19 protein-coding genes are annotated in these 17,963 nt (G+C 73.3%); 4 read left to right on the forward strand and 15 right to left on the reverse strand.

The annotated features are described in order from the left end of the window. Window positions 1–16: 16 nt before the first annotated feature. A complete protein-coding gene (locus KBX43_RS20615) occupies window positions 17–1,255 on the reverse strand; it encodes an MFS transporter (RefSeq protein ID WP_210886654.1) in 1,239 nt (412 codons plus the stop codon). 112 nt (window positions 1,256–1,367) lie between these two features. Between KBX43_RS20615 and KBX43_RS20620 the strand changes: the two genes are divergently transcribed. Continuing rightward, a complete protein-coding gene (locus KBX43_RS20620; RefSeq protein WP_307851561.1) occupies window positions 1,368–2,294 on the forward strand; it encodes a LysR family transcriptional regulator in 927 nt (308 codons plus the stop codon). Here the strand turns inward: KBX43_RS20620 and KBX43_RS20625 are convergent, their stop codons facing one another. After that, complete coding sequence (locus tag KBX43_RS20625; RefSeq protein WP_210886657.1) at window positions 2,295–3,062, reverse strand: trans-aconitate 2-methyltransferase; 768 nt, start codon at window positions 3,060–3,062, stop codon at window positions 2,295–2,297. It abuts the gene before it with no gap. A gap of 19 nt (window positions 3,063–3,081) precedes the next feature. Further along, window positions 3,082–3,597, reverse strand: coding sequence for an AAA family ATPase (locus KBX43_RS20630; protein ID WP_210886659.1), 516 nt, complete (start codon window positions 3,595–3,597; stop codon window positions 3,082–3,084). Between the two features lie 537 nt (window positions 3,598–4,134). On the opposite strand from KBX43_RS20630, the gene KBX43_RS20635 reads away from it, so the two are divergent. After that, window positions 4,135–5,916: a hypothetical protein gene (locus KBX43_RS20635; protein ID WP_210886662.1), complete on the forward strand. Its 1,782-nt coding sequence runs from the start codon at window positions 4,135–4,137 to the stop codon at window positions 5,914–5,916. A 21-nt stretch (window positions 5,917–5,937) separates the two neighbouring features. Then, window positions 5,938–6,702: a class I SAM-dependent methyltransferase gene (locus tag KBX43_RS20640; protein WP_210886665.1), complete on the forward strand. Its 765-nt coding sequence runs from the start codon at window positions 5,938–5,940 to the stop codon at window positions 6,700–6,702. A gap of 4 nt (window positions 6,703–6,706) precedes the next feature. Here the strand turns inward: KBX43_RS20640 and KBX43_RS20645 are convergent, their stop codons facing one another. From KBX43_RS20645 to trxA, 10 genes are all read right to left on the reverse strand, one after another. Further along, the gene (locus KBX43_RS20645; protein ID WP_210886667.1) at window positions 6,707–7,798 is read right to left on the reverse strand and encodes a winged helix DNA-binding domain-containing protein; all 1,092 of its coding nucleotides are present in this window, start codon (window positions 7,796–7,798) and stop codon (window positions 6,707–6,709) included. A 121-nt stretch (window positions 7,799–7,919) separates the two neighbouring features. Further along, window positions 7,920–9,599: a long-chain-fatty-acid--CoA ligase gene (locus KBX43_RS20650; protein WP_210886670.1), complete on the reverse strand. Its 1,680-nt coding sequence runs from the start codon at window positions 9,597–9,599 to the stop codon at window positions 7,920–7,922. Window positions 9,600–9,699: 100 nt separating this feature from the next. Continuing rightward, window positions 9,700–9,879, reverse strand: coding sequence for a hypothetical protein (locus tag KBX43_RS20655; RefSeq protein WP_043324665.1), 180 nt, complete (start codon window positions 9,877–9,879; stop codon window positions 9,700–9,702). 72 nt (window positions 9,880–9,951) lie between these two features. Then, window positions 9,952–10,662: a spermidine synthase gene (locus KBX43_RS20660; protein WP_043324664.1), complete on the reverse strand. Its 711-nt coding sequence runs from the start codon at window positions 10,660–10,662 to the stop codon at window positions 9,952–9,954. 81 nt (window positions 10,663–10,743) lie between these two features. Next, the gene (locus KBX43_RS20665; protein WP_043324663.1) at window positions 10,744–11,352 is read right to left on the reverse strand and encodes a bifunctional 2-polyprenyl-6-hydroxyphenol methylase/3-demethylubiquinol 3-O-methyltransferase UbiG; all 609 of its coding nucleotides are present in this window, start codon (window positions 11,350–11,352) and stop codon (window positions 10,744–10,746) included. After that, window positions 11,291–12,187, reverse strand: a complete 897-nt coding sequence (locus KBX43_RS20670) for a sulfite exporter TauE/SafE family protein (protein WP_210886674.1) — start codon at window positions 12,185–12,187, stop codon at window positions 11,291–11,293. Before KBX43_RS20670 ends, KBX43_RS20665 begins: the two co-directional genes overlap by 62 nt. Next, window positions 12,184–12,768, reverse strand: a complete 585-nt coding sequence (locus tag KBX43_RS20675; RefSeq protein WP_064446201.1) for a rhodanese-like domain-containing protein — start codon at window positions 12,766–12,768, stop codon at window positions 12,184–12,186. The genes KBX43_RS20670 and KBX43_RS20675 overlap by 4 nt, the downstream gene beginning before the upstream one ends. An 85-nt stretch (window positions 12,769–12,853) precedes the next feature. Then, a complete protein-coding gene (locus KBX43_RS20680) occupies window positions 12,854–14,251 on the reverse strand; it encodes an MBL fold metallo-hydrolase (protein ID WP_043324660.1) in 1,398 nt (465 codons plus the stop codon). A 162-nt stretch (window positions 14,252–14,413) separates the two neighbouring features. Then, window positions 14,414–14,683 carry a metal-sensitive transcriptional regulator gene (locus tag KBX43_RS20685; protein ID WP_013285930.1) on the reverse strand — a complete coding sequence of 90 codons (270 nt, stop codon included), beginning with the start codon at window positions 14,681–14,683 and terminating at the stop codon, window positions 14,414–14,416. Window positions 14,684–14,738: 55 nt separating this feature from the next. After that, window positions 14,739–15,092 (reverse strand): thioredoxin, encoded by a 354-nt coding sequence (trxA, locus tag KBX43_RS20690; RefSeq protein ID WP_210886676.1) that lies wholly within the window; start codon window positions 15,090–15,092, stop codon window positions 14,739–14,741. A gap of 201 nt (window positions 15,093–15,293) precedes the next feature. Between trxA and eccB the strand changes: the two genes are divergently transcribed. After that, window positions 15,294–16,676 carry a type VII secretion protein EccB gene (gene eccB, locus KBX43_RS20695; protein WP_210886679.1) on the forward strand — a complete coding sequence of 461 codons (1,383 nt, stop codon included), beginning with the start codon at window positions 15,294–15,296 and terminating at the stop codon, window positions 16,674–16,676. A 22-nt stretch (window positions 16,677–16,698) separates the two neighbouring features. Here the strand turns inward: eccB and KBX43_RS20700 are convergent, their stop codons facing one another. Both KBX43_RS20700 and KBX43_RS20705 read right to left on the reverse strand, forming a co-directional pair. After that, window positions 16,699–17,304 carry a bifunctional 2-polyprenyl-6-hydroxyphenol methylase/3-demethylubiquinol 3-O-methyltransferase UbiG gene (locus KBX43_RS20700; RefSeq protein WP_043324656.1) on the reverse strand — a complete coding sequence of 202 codons (606 nt, stop codon included), beginning with the start codon at window positions 17,302–17,304 and terminating at the stop codon, window positions 16,699–16,701. Window positions 17,305–17,336: 32 nt separating this feature from the next. Next, complete coding sequence (locus KBX43_RS20705) at window positions 17,337–17,942, reverse strand: phosphoesterase PA-phosphatase (RefSeq protein ID WP_069088186.1); 606 nt, start codon at window positions 17,940–17,942, stop codon at window positions 17,337–17,339. Between the last annotated feature and the right edge of the window lie 21 nt (window positions 17,943–17,963).

Genomic DNA, 17,963 nt, shown 5'->3' on the forward strand with positions numbered 1-17,963 from the left:
CCGTCGGCCGCCGGGTTCAGGAGACGGCGGCGGCCGGGCGCGCGGGCTCCGGATCGCGCGTGTGCCGGCGCGTCGGCAGCAGCAGCGGCGTGGCGAGCAGCAGCACCCCGGACACGGTGATCGCGGCGAGCGGGCCGACGACTGTGGCGAGGACGCCCCACACGGTCATCAACGCGGCCTGGGTGAGCCGGCCGGTGACGCTCCACGCGGTCAGGACCTGTGCGGTGTGCGCCCGCGGGGTCCGACGCAGGCGCTCGGTCGCGTAGATCGGGTTGAACACGCCCATGCACGTGATGAGCACCGACTCGACGGCGATCACGGTCAGCAGCCCGGTGGTCCCCGGATGGGTGAGCGCGAGACCGAGCGGAACGATCGACCGCAGCCAGCCGGACATCGTCATGACCCGCTGCCGCCCGTACCGCCGCACCAGGCGCGGGCTCAGCCGTGCACCGAGCACGCCGCCGAGCGCGGAGACACCGAAGACCAGCCCGTACTGCCACGCCGCCGCCCGGTACTCACCCAGCAGGAGCACGGCGAGCAGCGGCGCGGTCGCCATGATCAGGCCGCCGACCAGCACCGAGTTGAGGAACAGCCGCCACAGCACCGGGTCGCGGCGCACGAACCGCCAGCCGGCGCCCAGGTCGGCGACGCGTGAGGCGCCCGCCGGGTCGCGGGGCGCGGCCGTGTCGGCGGCCCGGATCCGCCGGACCGCGAGTGCCGACAGCAGGTGGCTCACCGCGTCGGCGGTGATGGTGACGACCGGGCCGAGCAGCCCGACGAGCGCGCCCCCGAGCGGCGGCCCGGCCGCCGTCGCGGCCCAGCTCGTCGCCTCCAACCGTCCGTTGGCCGCCAGCAGCCCGTCACCGCGGACCAGGCCCTTCAGGTACGCCCCGGACGCGGCGGTGAACGTGATGCCGGCCGTCCCGCAGACCACCGCGACGACGAGCAACTGGCCGTAGGACAACACCCCGAGCGCGTACGCGGCCGGCACGCTCGCCAGGGCCGCGAACCGGACCAGATCCGTCGCGATCATCACCGGCAGCTTCCGCCGGTAGGCCACCCACGGCCCGAGCGGAACCGCCAGCACCGCCGCCACCGCCAGCCCCGAAGCCTCCAGGAGCGACACGGCGAACGCCGACGAATCAAGCAGCCGCACCGCGATCAGCGGGAACGCGCCGAACGCCAGCCAGGTGCCGTACGTGCTCGCCGCGTACGCCGACCACAGCCACCCGAAATCCGAACCCAGCTTCCGCACGCCGCCCCCGTCACCGATGCCCCGCGCATCAGACCGGCCGGTTGGACGCCGGGGCAAACAACCGCTGCCCGGCGCGCCACAACCATCGGCTGGACCCGCCTACTGTGGGCCGGTGGACAGCGAGGCGGTGCGGTCGTTCGTGCGGGCGGCCGAACTCGGGCAGTTCCGGCACACCGCCGACGAGCTGGGCGTCACCCAGCAGGCCGTGTCGAAGCGGATCGCCGCGCTGGAGCGCGAGCTGGGAGTGCGCCTGTTCACCCGTACACCGCGAGGGGTCGAGCTGACACACGACGGCCGGGCGTTCCTCCCGCACGCCCGGGGCGTCGTCGCCGGCGCGGACCGCGCGGTCGCCGCGGTCCGGCCCGGCGCTCGGGCGCCGCGCATCGACGTGCTCGGCCTGCGCAGCGCGCAGGCCGTCCTGCTGCACGACTACTGGCGCGCCCACCCGGGCGTTGACCTCGACGTGGTGACGCTGCGGGTCGACGACCCCCGGCAGGTCGCCGCCGCCGTCCGGGCCGGCGACGTCGACGCCGCGTTCCGCACCGTCACCGACCCGGCCGCGCTGCCGCCCGAGGTACGGATGGTCCGCGCCTTCGACTCGCCGCTGCAACTGCTCGCCGGGCCCCGGCATCCGCTCGCGTCCGCGCGCACGCTCACGCCGTCCCAGCTGCGCGGACACCGGCTCCGGGTGCCGGGCATCGTGGCGGGCAGCGAGTGGGGCGAGTTCTACGAGCAACTCGCCGATGCCTTCGACCTGTGGGTGGACGCGACCGGGCCGAACTTCGGCACCGAGGTGCTCCTCGACGAGCTCGCGGACTCGGCGGACGTGGCGACGCTGGTCGGCGCGCAGGACCGCTACCTCTGGCCCGCCGGCCACGACCTGCGCCGCATCCCGATCGCGGGTCCGGTGCTCGCGTACCCGATCAACCTCATGCTGCCCCGGACCGGCCCGCACCCGGGGCTGCGGCCGGTGATCCGCCACTTCGCGGGCCTGCCACCGCTGACCGGGCCGGTCTGGCGGCCCTCCTGGCCCGGGTGATCAGGTCTGCGACGTCCGCCGCGCCAGGTGGACCGTGACGTCGGCGGTGACCTCGACCGCGCCGGGCAGCACCTCGCGTACGCGGTGGAACACCTGCTCGCGTACGTGCGGCGGCAGTTCGAGATAGGCCGAGACGGTCGACAGGAGACCGACGTAGTCGTCGGCGCTCATCGGGATCCGCCGCTCGATCACCTCCTGCCGCACGTCGGTGAACCACTCGGAGGCGCGCAGCTCCGTGCCGGGCCACTGCATGCCGGCCTCCGGCGGCGTCCCGTCCGGCGACGGGATCTCGTCATCGGCGAGGAACGCGGACCGGGCCGCGGCCACCCCGTCGCGCAGCGCCGGGTCGGCCAGCCGCAGCGGCCCGCCGAACGAGGCGAACACGCCACCGGGCACGAGCAGCCCAGCGACCCGCTCCCACCGGCCCGCCGGGTCGGTCCAGTGCAGCGCCGCCGCCGCGTACACCAGGTCGTGGCCCTCGCCGGCGCGCAACTGCTCGAACGCGGCCTGCCGGACCCGCACCCCGGCCGGGACGTGCCGGCGCAGTTCGGCGAGCATCGCGGAATCCGGGTCGGTGGCGGTGACCGCGATGCCGCGCCGCGCGAACAGCCGGGTGGCCTTGCCGGTCCCGGCGCCGATCTCCAGGGCGGTCCGGACCGGCCGGTCCGCGTACGCCAGCACCAGGTCGGCAAGCTCCTCGGGGTAGCCGGGCCGGAACCGCTCGTACGCCTGCGCCGCCGCTCCGAAGCTCAACGCGCGATCCGGCATGCCGAGCATCCTCCCACGATCAGGCTGCGCCCGTGACGTGCGCGGCGACGGCGTCGGCCACCTGCTCGGGCGGGACGGTGGCGTCGATCAGGTGGGCGTCGGTCACCGACGCGAACGTGTCCAGCGCCCGGGCGACGTGGTCGTGCCGCCAGCCGCGCGCGCCGGACTCGACCTGGTCGGCGTCGATCCGGGCCCGCAACCGGTCCTCGGGGAGCGTGAGCACGACCTCGCGGACGTCGACGCCCGCGGCGCGGATGCCGCCGAGGATCTCCGCGCGGTACGCCGGGACGAGCAGGCTCATCGGCACGATCCAGATGCCCGGGTGGTGCCGGTCCAGGCCGGTGACCGTCTGCACGACGAGGTGACGCCACAGGGGCAGGTCCTGGAAGTCGCCGGTCGGCGGGGTGACGAACGCGGTGAGCATCGAGCCGAGGAACTCCGGGTCGAACAGCCGCGCGTCCGGAAGCGACTCCGTGAGCAGCCGCGCGGTGGTCGTCTTGCCGACACCGAACGCGCCGTTGATCCAGACAATCATGCGCATGATCATGACACGGGCGTTGCTACGGTAGTCGCGTCCAGCAGACCGGCCCACTCTACTCAGGCAATCCTCCCGAAAGCGGCAAGGCGTTACTAGGTCCGGGCGAATGGCACGTCGATGTGCCCCGATCGGATGAGTCCGCCTGGTACCCGCGTGTTTACCGTTAGTGCGTCGGCGAAGTAGTCGGGGAGGCACACGGATGAGTCGAATAGTGAAATGGAACGTGACCGTGGTGGTGGGGCTCGGTCTAGCGGGAATCGTCTTCCTGGTGGTTCTACGGGTGGCGTCCGGGCTCGAAGCGAAGTGGGCGCTTGCCGGAGCAGGTGCTGCCTCTGTGCTCGGTCTGGTAACTGCGATTGGCTCGTCTTGGGTGAGTCACGAGGGTGATTCACCGATGGCCAGCGGAAGAAGTCAGGGGGTGTCGCGATCTCGCCTCCAGAGCAAGTCCGGACACGTCATCGGGAACGCGAGGAACGTCCACATTAACTCTGATCCTTCGCAGGGGCGTGCGAGTCGGGGTGGGCGGAGGCGGTCGTGACCGAGGCGGACAATCAGACGGTCACCAACTCCCATCTTCGCAGCGAGTCGGGATCAGTATTCGGTAACACGCGTGATGTCATCTACGGCGACGTCTACCACGAGAACAAGGCCGAATTCATAGTAGTCAACAACCACTCGTACGCTCGCGAGGAACTCGCGATCACCTGCGGCAAGCTGGAAACCCACGCGGCGGAGGAAGCCTGCGAGCTCCTCAACGAGGTAACGCCAATCGAGTATCGCCGCTTGGTGTTGCGGACCCTCTCTGCCCGGCACGCGGCGGGAATCCTGACGGTGATGGCCAGGAAGGACGGCGGCCTGATGCGGTGCGCCGAGCACCTGGGGCCGATGGACAGCCCGCATGCCTTCCGAATCATGTGGTCGCTTGAATCGCGACTTCGGGCGAAATTGATGACGCGAATGCGCCCGGAGGAGGCCGCGCGGCTGCTTACCTATCTGGGGCGGCATGAGGGTCGAGTCCTTGATGGTGACCATTCGGCCCCCTCCGGACCGGTCGTTGCCGCGCAACTGCTGTCGAGTATGGCCGCGGTGGACGTCGACGCCGCCAGGGTGATGCTGGCTCTGCCTGACGTCCGGGGGGAGGCTGCAGCGTGGCTTGACAAGATGAACCACGAAGGGCTGGCGCCACTGCTCGCCAGGATGAGCATCGAGCAGAGGAGCGGGTATCTCGACGCGATGCCCCCGGTGCGGTCCGCCGCCGTGATTGCCGCCGGCCCACCGAACCGATGGCTGGCCGAGATGTCCCCCGAATGCGCTGCGCGGGCCACGACCGCGCTGGCACTCGCTGACCCGGGCAAGGCCGCGGAGTGCCTCAGGCTTCTCGGCCAGGACACCGCGGCCGAATTGCTGGCAAAGATGAGCGACGATCGGGATTCTCGGCCAGCGATCATCCGCAAAATGGACCCCAAACTCGCCCTGTTGCTGCTCGCTGGCGTACATGCCCGGGCCCCCGAAACTGCCAGGAAATTGTTGGAGGAGCTACCGGAGTGGCGGCGTTCGGCTGGCACTTGGCCGTGGTTTTCGGCCGCCGTTCTCGCGGTCCAGACGGCCGACTCCTTCAGAGAAGTTGGCCGGATTTGGTGGCAAATCCGTCGGGCAATGGCAGCCTGGACGACGGAACTACGCGAGCGGCGGATACGGGACGCAAAGGTCGCCGTGATGACAGCGGTAGTCGCCGTCGCCCTGGCGTACGTCGCATGGCCGGATATGCCGGCAGGTACCGCGGTTCCCGCGCCGACGGCGCGGGAACCGCAAGCCGCCGAGGCCCCGCCGGTCACCCTCTTCTCCGAGGATCTGCCTTTGATGGCGAACCGCAGCATCTGGTCCTCAGACGAATGCCCACGCTGGAGCCAGCAGGTGGACGTGGTCGCAGACGAGCCCGTAATCCTGCGGCTCGTCTGCCAAATGGGGCGGGTTCAACCGGCCACTTCGGTTGCTTATCTGCAGTATCCGCCGGGCAGCACCCCGTTCAACAATCGGCCGACCGAGGCTAGTAGCCCTGCAGTGGGTGCCACCGTGTACCGAGTCCTAAGTCGGCCCGGGAAGACCTGGGCTGGGCACGGGCGCCGCGGTACGTATCTCGAATATCTGCCGGACAGGCACAAGTCGGCGATCTGGCTGGAGGAAGAGGGAAGCGCTTCGGCGGCGATGATATTGTTCGGACCCGATCCAGCGGGGATGGACGAGGCGGCTTTACGAAAACTATTCACCTCACTGCGACTGATACTGTCTCAGCATGGATATACGCTGAGCGGTTAGCGGCTATAGTGGCGTGACGCGATGAGCTTTGATGTGGACGCTTCCGCGTACGGCCGTTTCATGGGGCGATTCGCCGAGCCGCTGGCGGTCCGCTTCGCCGACGCGGCGGGCGTCGCGCCGGGGCAGCGGGCGCTCGATGTCGGCTGCGGCACCGGAGCGCTGACCGCGGAGCTGGTGGCACGGCTGGGGCCCGGGGCGGTGTCGGCTGTCGACCCGTCGGCGCCGTTCGTGGAGGCGGCCCGGGTACGCCTGCCCGGGGTCGAGATCCGGCGGGCGTCGGCCGAGCTGCTGCCGTTCCCCGACGGCGGCTTCGACGTCACGCTCGCTCAGCTCGTCGTGCACTTCATGACGGACCCGGTGGCCGGCCTGCGGGAGATGGCCCGGGTGACCCGGCCCGGGGGTGTGGTGGCGGCCTGCGTGTGGGACCACGCCGGTGGGCGTGGGCCGCTGACCGTGTTCTGGCAGGCGGTCCGGTCGCTCGACCCGGACGCGCACGACGAGTCGGGGCTCGCCGGGGCGCGCGAGGGACACCTCGCCGACCTGTTCGCCGCCGCCGGCCTGCGGGACGTGCGGTCGTCCACGCTCACCGTCCGGACGAGTTTCGCGAGCTTCGACCAGTGGTGGGAGCCGTACACGTTCGGGGTGGGCCCGGCCGGGGACCACGTGCAGCGGCTCGACGCCACGGGCCGCGCGGCGTTGCGCGAGCGGTGCGCGTCGCTGCTCGGCGACCGGTGGCCGGTGGAGGTGCCGGCGTCGGCCTGGACGGCGGTCGGCCGGACGCGGTAGGCGGTCAGTCGGCGAAGTCGACACCGGCGAGCGGCACGCCCCGGTACGCGGCGAGGCGCTCGGCCTCCGCGATCACCGCGTCGCGGGCGCTGCCGGTGAGCTTGCGCCACGGCTGAACGGCGACGGTGAACGACCGGCCGGACTTGCGGGGCCGCCACGTGCCGGCCAGCTCCCCGTCGGCCAGCACGGCGCCAGGGCGGCCCAGCACCGGCCACAACTCCTTGGCGCGGGCCGCGTCCGGCACGAGCGTCGCCCGGTCCTTCGCCTGGAGGAACAGGTCGAACGGGCCGAGCAGGCGGGTCGTCGTGGCGTCCGCCGACGCCAGCGCCGCCTCGTCGGCGGCGAGCAGCCAGCGCGTCTCACCGTCGACGCTCACCTCGACCGCGTCGCCCGGCCAGCGGGCCTTGACCTCCTTGACCGGGGCGTCGAGGTAGTCGGCGACGTGCTTCGGGGTGGCCGGGCCGAGCAGCCGCAGGTAGGCGCGGATGAGCTCGAACCGGTCGCCGGGCGCGGCGGCCGGATGGAACCCGCGGATGCGTTCCAGGACCGGCGGTGACGTGTCGAGGCGCAGCTCCAGCCCGGCGCGTACGGCGGCGAGCCGGAACGGCATCTCGTAGAGGTGGATCGCGTCGCACGGCCGGCAGTGCCGCAGGTAGGGCTCGGGCATCACCTCGGCGAGCCGCCCGGAGACCTCGCCCTTGACCGTCGGCGTGCGGACGATCTCCCGCATCCGGGCGGCCACCTCGTCGAGCGCGGCGACGATGCCGATGCCGGCGGCCTTCAACGGTTTTGTCGCGTCGTAGATGCGCTTGCCCGCGTCGGCGTCGGAGAACGGCTCGACCGCGACGGCCACCGCGCCCACGTCGGCGCGGCGGTAGAGGTGTGGGGCGCCGCGTACGGTCCAGAGCATGACCACGTCGTCACCGGTCAGCGAGGTCACGTCGACCCCGCGCGTCGCCAGCGCCCAGCGGCCGCCGTCGGGGCCGGTGTCCTGCACGCCGATGTCGAGCACGGCGGTGTCGGCGAGCGAGCCCTGCGCCCGGTCGAGCTGCTGGGCGCGCACGCGGAAGGCCAGCACCTGACGTCTGTCGACCATCGCCACAGCGTAGGCGCCGGCACCGACACGTCCGGCCGTCGGTGGAACGCGGTGGGTGTCTCCGGCCCCGTTTGACACCCATGGCGTTCCACTCGCCGTCCGCGGGCCCTGGGGGACTGCGTCAGCGGGCGGCGAGCAGCCGTTCGCGGACCTCGCGGCGCAGGATCTTGCCGATCTGGGAGTACGGCAGCTCGTCGACCACCACGACCCGGCGCGGCACCTTGTAACCGGCCAGGTGGGTGCGGCACGAGGTCCGGATCGCCTCCGGGGTGGCGGCCACCGCCGGGTCGACCACCACCGCGGCGACGACCTCCTCGCCGTCGTCGGTGGGCATTCCCACGGCGGCGGCCTCGCGTACGCCGGGGACGCGGCGCAACGCCTCCTCCACCTCGGACGGGTAGACGTTGAAGCCGCCGGTGATGATTAGCTCCTTGATCCGGTCGACCACCGTGATGAAGCCGTCGGCGTCCATGGTGACGATGTCGCCGGTGCGCATCCAGCCGCCGGGCAGCAGCACCTTCGCCGTCTCCTCCGGCCGGTGCCAGTAGCCGGAGAACACCTGCGGGCCGCGGACCAGCAGCTCACCGGCCTCGCCCGGGGCGCGGTCGCGGCTCGGGTCCTCCGGGTCGACGATACGCACGTCGGTGGAGGGAAACGGCACGCCGACGGTGCCGGGCCGGCGGGTCGGCGCGACCGGGTTGCCGACGGTGATCGGGGACGTCTCGGTCATCCCGTACCCCTCGACCAGCAGGCCGCCGGTCACCTGCTCCCACAGCTCCACGGTGGCCGGTGGCAGCGACATCGCGCCGGAGATCGCGTACCGGATGGAGGTGAGGTCGACGGCGCGTTCGCGGGCGGCGGTGGCGAGCTTCGCGTAGACCGGCGGCACCGCGGGCAGGAACGTCGGCGGGCGGCGGCGGACCGCGTCGAGCACCTGGTCGGCGTCGAAGCGGGGGAACAGCACCAGGGTGGCCCCGATGCTGACGGCGAAGGTGAGGCAGAGCGTCAGCCCGTAGGCGTGGAACAGCGGCAGCACCGCGTACACGGTCTCCTCGCCGTCGCGCAGGCCGGGCACCCAGGCCCGGCCCTGCGCGGCGTTGGCGCGCAGGTTGCGGTGGGTCAGCACCGCGCCCTTGGGCTCGCCGGTGGTGCCGCCGGTGTACTGGAGCAACGCCACGTCGCCGGCCTCCGGCGCGGGATGCCCGGCGGGCAGCGGCCCGGCCGCGGCGACCAGGTCCGACCAGGCCAGGGCGCCGGGCGCGGGGGCGGTCATCGCGGCGCGGGCGGCGCGGACCTTCGGCAGCGGCGCCCGCAGCGCCCACCGCTTGAGCCGCGGCAGCGCCGCGGTCAGGTCGACCGCCACCACGGTACGCACGGCGCCGCGTCCCGCCACCAGCGGCGCGACCTTGTCCCACACGATCGCGACGCCTGCGCCGTGGTCGGTGAGCTGCCGGTCCAGCTCGTCGGCGGTGTAGAGCGGGTTGTGCTCGACCACGACCGCGCCGAGCCGCAGTACGGCGTAGAAGGCGACCACATGCTGCGGGCAGTTCGGCAGCACCAGCGCCACCCGGTCGCCCGGGCCGACGCCGAGGCGGCGCAGCGCCTCGGCGGCGCGGGACACCTGGTCGGCCAGCTCGGTGAACGTGGTGGTGGCGCCGTAGAAGTCGAGCGCGACCCGGGGCCCGAACCGCCCGGCCGCCTCGGTGAGCAGGTCGACGAGCGAGCCGTCCGGCTCGGCGATCTCGGCCGGTACGCCCGGCGCGTAGCTACGGGTCCAGGGTCGCTGGGCGGTCGCGTCCATCGCCGTTACTCCTCGTCGCGCGGATGACGACCCCAGCCTAACGTGACCGGGCGGTAACCTACGCTAACGTAGGTTGCCGGGTAGGTCACACCTGCGCAGGTCAGTGCCGGCGTGTCGAATGCTGGTGCACCACCCGCCGGCCCTTCACGATGCCGACGATGATCACCGCGGCGAGCGCGATCACGCCGATGATGACGAGCCAGCGGACCGCCTCCAGCAGCAGCCCGAGCAGGATGATCACACCGGCGACCACGCCGACCACCCAGAGCAACGCGCGCATGTCCCAGCCTCCCGTCGTACGGTCGGCCGCCCGCTTTCCCGTTGGCCCTGCGGCCATGCGTGGCCGGGCGGGTCAGTGCCGGGCCACGTACACGGTGTTCGCCGCCTCCCGGCCCTGCAACGGGTTCGGGAACCGGACGACGTGCGCCACCGAGGTCGGGAACACAGCGGTGAGAGTGCGCTGGAACTCCGGGTCCGGCGGGTCGTTCGACCAGAGCGCGAAGACCCCGTCCGGGTGCAGCAGCGCGGCCAGCCGGCGCAGCCCGTCGACCGTGTAGAACGCGGCATGGCTCGGGTGCAGCACCTGACGGGGGGAGTGGTCCACGTCCAGCAGCACCGCGTGGAAGCGGCGGCCCGGCTCGTCCGGGTCGAAACCGCCGTCGGCGACCGCGGCGAAGAAATCCGCCCGGACGAACCGGGTACGCGGATCGGTGGCCAGCCCGGCGGTGAACGGCAGCAGGTCCCGGCGGTGCCAGTCGATCACGTCCTCGATCGCCTCGACCACGAGCAGCGAACGCACCCGGGGATCCTCCAGCGCGGTCCGTGCCGTGTAGCCGAGGCCGAGCCCGCCGACCACCACGTCCAGCTCCGTGCCGGTCAGCGCGGCCAGTCCGAGCCGGGCCAGCTCGATCTCCGCCACCGGGAAGGCGCTGGACATGAGGTACTCGTCATCGAGCTTCACCTCGTACACCTCGGCGCCCAGCGCCGGGTCGCGCCGCCGCCGCAGGCTGATCTCGCCGATCGGCGTCTCCCGCCAGGCCAGTTCCTCGAAGCGCGCGCCCACCCGGTGTCCTCTCCGCCGATCCGTCCCCGGATGCTACCGGCCGGTGCCGGCCCGGCCCGGCGAAACCACGGCGCGTGGCGCTCAGTCGGCGGGGCGGGTGGCCACCACGACCGTGTCCAGCGCGTCCACGGCGCCGCCGTCGCTCGTCGGGACCGGCCGGCGGGTGGTCTCGGCGCGCTGGACCCGCAGCCCGGCCAGCCCGTCGACCACCGCCTCGGGCGTGAGCAGCACGGCGGGGTCCTGCGGGCCGCCGGTGCCACCGGTGAGGTTGGCCAGGTCGTGCCCGACCACCACGAGCGTGCCGCCGGGGCGCAGCGCGGACTTCGCCGCGGCGAGCACGCCGGCGAACTCGGCGGCGGGCAGGTGCAGGTAGCTGATCAGCACCAGGTCGTAACTGTTCGGCACCGGCCGGTACGCGGTCACGTCCGCTACCCGCCAGTCGACTGTCACGCCCCGCGCGGCGGCCATCTGCCGCCCCCGCTCGACGGCCACGGTGGAGAAGTCCACCGCGTTGACCCGCCAGCCCTGACCGGCCAGCCAGACCGCGTTGCGTCCCTCGCCGGCCGCGATGTCCAGCGCCGACCCGGGAGTCAGCCCGGCGACCGACTCGACCACGAAACGGTTGGGCTCAGCGCTCCACACCAGCCCGGGCGTGTCGGCGTACCGGCTGTCCCAGGTGCTGCTGTCCACTGTGTCCCCTTCCTCGGCGGGCCCACACCGCCATGGTGACCGTACCGGCCGCGGCAAGCGCTCCCACGGTGAGTCCCCAGATCAGCGGCAGCTGCTGGGCGAGCACGAACACGCCCATCACCACGACGAACCAGCCGAAGCCGCGACGCAGCACGTCGGCCGGGATCCGCCCGGCGAGCCGGCCACCGAGCAGGCTGCCGACGACCGCGGCGGCGGTGACCGCGCCGGCCAGCCCCCAGTGGATCTGCACGCTGGACAGGTAGCCGGCCAGGCCGGCGAACGACTTCAGCGCGATGACGACCAGCGAGGTGCCGACCGCCACCGGCATCGGCAACCCGCCCAGCAGGGCCAGAGCCGGTACGACCAGGAAGCCGCCGCCCGCGCCGACCAGGCCGGTGACCAGCCCGACGACCACGCCGTCCCCGACCACCCGCAGCATCGGCAGCTCGTGCGGCTTCGACCGGCCCTCGGTGGACCGGCGGCCCCGGAGCATCGCGACCGCGGTGGCCAGCATCATCAGCGCGAACCCGGTGAGCAGGACGCTCGCCGGCACGAACTCGGCCAGCCGGCCGCCCGCGTACGCGCCGGTCATGCCGGCCACGCCGAAGATGAGCCCGGTGCGCCAGCGGACCCGGCTCGCGCGGGCGTGCGGCAGCACGCCCACCGCGCTGGTCACGCCGACGACGAGCAGCGAGGTGGCGATGGCCTCCTTCGCGGGCAGGTCGGCGACGTAGACCAGCAGCGGCACGGCGAGGATCGAACCGCCGCCGCCGAGCAGACCCAGCGTCACGCCGATCAGCACCGCGCCGGCGAGCGTCAGCGCGAGGGTGGTCACCTGCGGCTCCCGTCGCGCAGCTGCCCCACGATCGTGTCCAGGTCGCAGCTCGCGCCCCGGTTGTACGGCAGCTTGCTCAGCAGCATGCCCATGGCGCAGGTGTTTGTGAGCGCGGCGAACGTGAGGCCCGCGCCGATGAACGCGGCGACCCACTTCAGGCCCGGCACGAACACCGACCCGAGGATCGCGGCGAGCACGATCGAACCGGCGACGAGACGTACCTGGCGCTCCAGGTCCCAGCGGGCCCGGCCCTGGTTGACCGGCGCGTTCGTGGCCTGCCAGGCCAGCATGCCGCCGTCGAGCACCTTGACGTTGGGCAGGCCGACGGTGCCGAGCGCCTGACCGGCCTGGCCGGCCCGGACGCCGGAGCGGCAGATCAGCACCACGTCCTCGTCCAGGTGGCTGCGCAGCTCCGCGCGGTGCTCCCGGAGCAGGTCCAGCGGCACGTTGTACGCGCCGGGGATGTGCGCCGCCTCGAACTCACCGGGCGTGCGCACGTCGAGCATCCGGGGCGTACGGCCGGCGGCGATCAGTTCGCGCAGCGTCGCCGCGTCGATGGTGGTGGGGGTGGTCGTGGTCATGCTCTGTCTCCTTCAGCGGGTGTTTTCGGGCAGGGTCGAGCGCCGGCCGGCGCAGGGGCACGCCGGCCGGGCGCTCGGGGAGAGGTCAGGCGCTGGGCGCCATGCGTACGCCGGCCGCCTCGGCCCGGCCGTACGAGTCGTCGATCAGCACCACGTCGCGGCCGGCGTTGGCGAGCAGGGACGCGGCGGCGGTGGCCCGGTAGCCGGAGCCGCAGTGCACCCAGACGGTCCCGGCGGGGATGTCGGCGAGCCGCTTCGGCACGTCCGGCAGCGGCACATGCACCGCGCCGTCGATGTGCCCGGCCTTCCACTCGCCTGTCATCCGCACGTCGAGGACGACCTGCGGCTCGGGCAGCCCGGCCGGCGTCTTCCCGGCCTGCGCGGCGGCCAGCGCGTCGAAGTCGGCCACGGCCATCTCGCGCAGCTGCGACGGGTCGCCGGTCCACTGCTCGGGCTCGCCGGTGGCCTGGGCGGCCGGGCGGTCGATGCCGATGCGGACCAGCTCCCGCTGGGCGTCGGCGACCTGCTCCGGGGTCTGCGCCAGGAACGTGATCGGCACGCCCCAGTCGATCAGCCAGCCGAGCCACGTCGACATCGGGCCGTCCAGGCCGAGGCTGACCGTGCCGGCCAGGTGCGAGGCCGCGTACGCCTTGCGGTGGCGCAGGTCGACCACCCACTCGCCGGCGGCGATGCGGCGGCGCAGCTCGTCGGCGTCGGCGCGGGCCACCGGAGTGAGGTCCACCGGGGCGGGACCGGCGGCGTTCGCCACGCCCATGTGGGCGTAGTACGCCGGGTAGGCGTCCAGCCCGGCCAGCGTCTCGGTGACGAACTGGTCGGCGGCCAGCCGCAGCACCGGGTTGGCCTGCTTCTCCCGGCCGATCGTCGACTCGGGGGCGTCGGCCTGGCTGGCCGAGCAGAAGCTGCCGAAGCCGTGCGTGGGCCACACCTGCGCGCCGTCGGGCAGCAGGTCGGCCAGCTTGCGCGCGGAGGCGTGCTGGTGGTGCGCCAGCTCGTGCGCGTACTGCTGGCCCAGCAGGTCGGTGCGGCCGGTGGTGCCGAACAGCAGCGAGCCGCCGGTGAACACGCCGGCCGGCGTCCAGTCGCCGTCGCGCTCGTCGAGCACGTACGACAGGTGGTGGAACGTGTGGCCCGGGGTGCCGAGCACCCGCAGCCGCATGGTGTCCGAGACCGGCACGGTGTCGCCGTCGGAGACCGGCGTGCGGTCGAACTCGACGGTGTCGGCGGCGGCCACGAGGTACTGCGCGCCGGTGATCCGGGCCAGCTCCAGGCCGCCGGAGACGTAGTCGTTGTGGATGTGCGTCTCCACCACGTGGGTGATCCGTACGCCCTTGGCGCCGGCCAGGTAGAGGATGCGGTCGATGTCGCGCTGCGGGTCGACCACGATCGCCACCCGGCCGTCGGAGGCCAGGTAGCTGCGGTCGCCGAGCGAGGAGGTCGCGATGACGGACACGTCGAGAGTCATGTCGTTTCCTCTCATTGCCTATATACCCCGGGGGGTATGTGTGGGACAGTCTGCGGCCCGGGTTCTCCGGGCAGTGGTTTACCCACCCGCGCCGTGGTCACACGGCGCGGGCGGGGCTCAGCCGGTCGGGCGGGCGGGACTCGGTCGGTCGGTCGGGCGCCGTCAGGCCAGGGACAGGAAGAGCTTCTCCAGCTCCTCCTCGGTCATCTCCGGCTCCTCGCCGGCCTGGCGGGCGGCGTCGCAGTAGCGCATGCCGGAAGCGATGATCTTGAAGCCGGCCCGGTCGATGGCCTTGGAGACCGCGGCGAGCTGGGTCAGCGCGGCGCGGCAGTCCTCGCCGTTCTCCATCATCTCGATGACGGCGTTGAGCTGCCCCCGGGCACGCTTCAGCCGGGTCAGCGCCTCGCCGGTCATCTCGGGTCGAAGATTCACGTCCCACCTCCTGCGTTCGAACATACCCCAGGGGGTACCACTGTCGCCACCCCGATCAGACGCCGGCCTGGGCCCGGACCTCGTTCATGTCGAGGTCACGCACGGCCCGGATCAGCTCCTCCAGCCCCGCCGTCGGCAGAGCGCCCGGCTGGGCGAACACCAGCATGCCGTCCCGGAACGCCATGAGCGTCGGGATCGACCGGATCTGGGCGGCCGCCGCGAGGATGGGCTCCGCCTCGGTGTCGACCTTGCCGAAGACGATGTCCGGGTGCTGCTCGCTGGCCTTCTCGTAGACCGGCGCGAACGCCCGGCAGGGACCGCACCAGGCGGCCCAGAAGTCGACCAGGACGATGCCGTCCCGGTTGACGGTCTCCGCGAAGTCGGTGGTGGTCAACGCCACGCTGGCCATCAGTACCTCCGTTGATTCGGGTTCTGCATGTGTAACACACCCCCGGGGGTATCCATTCCGGGTGGGGTGGTCCTGGCCGCCTTGATCGACTCCAGCTCGGGGAGGTGGTGGGGTCCGGGCCGGTGAGGGACACGCAGGGTCGCCGGGGCATCGACGGAGCGCTTATCCTGTGCGCCGACCATCCCGGCGGGAAGGGACACGATGGCGTCGCGGCAGGACCAGCTGCACTCGTACCAGTTCACCGTCCAGCGGGCGGTCGCCGCGCTCGTCATGCGGGAGACGGACCCGCCGCAGTCCCCGTTCCGCCGGCTGGCCGGCGCCGGTCTGGCCAGCGTCCTGGTCGCCGCGATCGCGCTCGGCGGCGTCGCCCTCTACGGCCTGTTCACCGGCGGCGGTGACTCGTGGCGCGAGACCGGCGCGGTGATCGTGGAGAAGGAGTCGGGCGCACGGTTCGTCTACCGCGACGAGAAGCTGCACCCGGTGTTGAACTACGCCTCCGCGCTGCTGATCATCGGGGCGGAGCAGCCGAAGACGGTGCTGGTCGGCCGCCGCGCCATCGAGGGGGTGCCGCGCGGTCTGCCGCTGGGCATCGCCGACGCGCCGGACTCGCTGCCCGCGCCGAACCGGCTCGTCCGCGACGCGTGGACGCTCTGCTCCACGGATGAGGGCGAGACCGGGCGCGGCGCGGCCCGGTCGGTGCTGCTGATCGGGCGGCAGGCCACCGGCGGCCGGGCGCTCGGCGACCAGGGGCTGCTGGCACGGCACCCGGACGGCGGCCTGCACCTGCTCTGGCACGACCGGCGCTACCTGCTGCGCGACACCGACCGGGTGCTCGCCGCGCTGGCCGCCACGCGGGAACGGGCGGTGCCGGTCGCGGCGGCGCTGCTCAACACGCTGCCGGCCGGTGCCGACCTGGTCCCGCCACCGGTCGGTGACCTCGGTGAGCCGTCCGAGCGGGTCACCGGCGCGAGCGTGGGTGACGTGTACCTGGTGCGCAACTCCGGTGGCGGGCGGCAGTACGCGGTGGCGCAGCGCGGCGGGCTGGCCGGCATCACCGAGTTGCAGGCGGCGCTGCTGCTGGCCCGCACCGGCCAGGGGGAGCCCGAACCGATCACGCTCGGCCGGTTCGCCGCGCTGCCGAAGCTGCCCGGTCTGGTGCCCGGCGGGCCGACCGCGCCGCCCGCCGTACCGCCCCGGCTGGCCGCCGCCGAGAGCGGTGCGATCTGCGCGCGGGCCGGGGACGACGCCGGCGTACGCGAGATCCGCGTCGGCGTCACCGCGCCGGACCTCGCCGCCGCCACGCGGACGCCCGGCGGCCGGGCCGGGCTCGCCGACGAGGTGGTGGTGGAGCCGGGACGTGGCGCGCTGGTGGAGGCGGTGTCCGCGCCGGGCGCGACCGGCGGCACGGTCTGCGTGGTCACCGACCTGGGGCGGCGGTACGCGCTGACCGGCGCGGACGTGCCGGGCATGCTCGGCTACGCCGGGGTGCGTCCGGCGCGGCTGCCGGCGGGCCTGGTGGACCTCCTGCCGGCGGGCAGCCCGCTCGACCCGGAGGCCGCCCGCACCGTCGCCGCACCCGCCTGAGCCCTGGTCGGCAGGAGAAGGGTCAGTCGGCGGGGCGGCGCAGCACGCTCACCGCGAAGTCGGCGTCGTCGCGCCAGGGGCGCAGGTCCCAGGTGGCGAAACGGTGCTCGGGGCGCAGCCCGGCGGCCACCGCGTCGGCGTCCAGGTCGCCGACCGGGTAGCCGCGGTCGGTGGCGAAACCGACCACCACCAGGCCGTCCGGGCGCACGTGGGCGGCGACGCGGGCCAGCACGTCGCGTTCGGTGCCGGGGGCGACGAAGACCATCACGTTGCCGGCGAGCACGGCGGCGTCGAACGGCTCGGCCTCACCCTGCGCGGCCAGGTCCAGCTCGGCCAGGTCGGCGACCAGGAAGCGGGGGCCGGGGTGGTCGGCGCGGGCCGCCTCGACGAGTGTCGGGTCGGCGTCCACGCCGACGGCGTCGTGCCCGCGTGCGGCGAGCGCGGCGGCGACCCGGCCGGTGCCGCAGCCGGCGTCCAGCACGCGCGCGCCCGGCGGTACGAGCGCGTCGAGCAGCCGCGCCTCACCGGACAGGTCGGCGCCCTCGGCGGCGAGCTGGCGGAAGCGGTCCACGTACCACTGCGAGTGGCCGGGCTTCGTGTCGGTCACCCAGCGGGTCGGCTTGCCCATGAGGCCACCGTAGCTGATCTTGTGGCGGCGGGTCAGGCGAGCGCCAGGAACGTGCCGGCGGCCAGCGGTCCGCCGAGCGCGACGCCGGCCAGCACCTGCGGCCAGGTGTGGTCGACCAGCCGTACCCGGGACCAGCCGACCGCCGCGACGAGCGCCCAGCCGAGGTTCGCCGCCGGCCCGGCCAGCGGCACCAGCACGGCGACGGTGGCGGCGGCGACCGCCGCGTGGATGCTCAGCTTCCACCAGTGGTTCACCAGCGCGCACGCCGCGCCGACCACGAAGACCACCACGATCACGGCGAACAGTTCGGCGGGCGCGCGGACCGCCGCCAGCAGCAGCAACCCGGCCGCGACCGAGGCCAGCCCGATCGACAGCGGCCGGGCCCGCTGGGTGCGGTCGCCGACGTGCCGGTCGGTGAGCCGCCCCCGGCGTACGCCGTGGACGAGCACGCCGATCGGGATGACGGCGCAGAACGTGAGCGCGATGCCGCCCCAGAGCAGGAACTGGCCCGCCGAGCGGCTGACCCGGGCGGCGGCGATCAGCGGCAGCGCGGTGACCAGGACGGTCGGGGCGAGCGCCTCGGTGAGCAGCCGGGCCAGTCGGGTGCCGGCCGGTCGGTCCTCCCGTGATGCTCGCACCCGATCATCCTGGCACGGACG

The sequence above is a fragment of the Micromonospora sp. C41 genome (genome assembly GCF_018070485.1).
In the GTDB taxonomy this organism is placed as follows: domain Bacteria; phylum Actinomycetota; class Actinomycetes; order Mycobacteriales; family Micromonosporaceae; genus Micromonospora; species Micromonospora chalcea.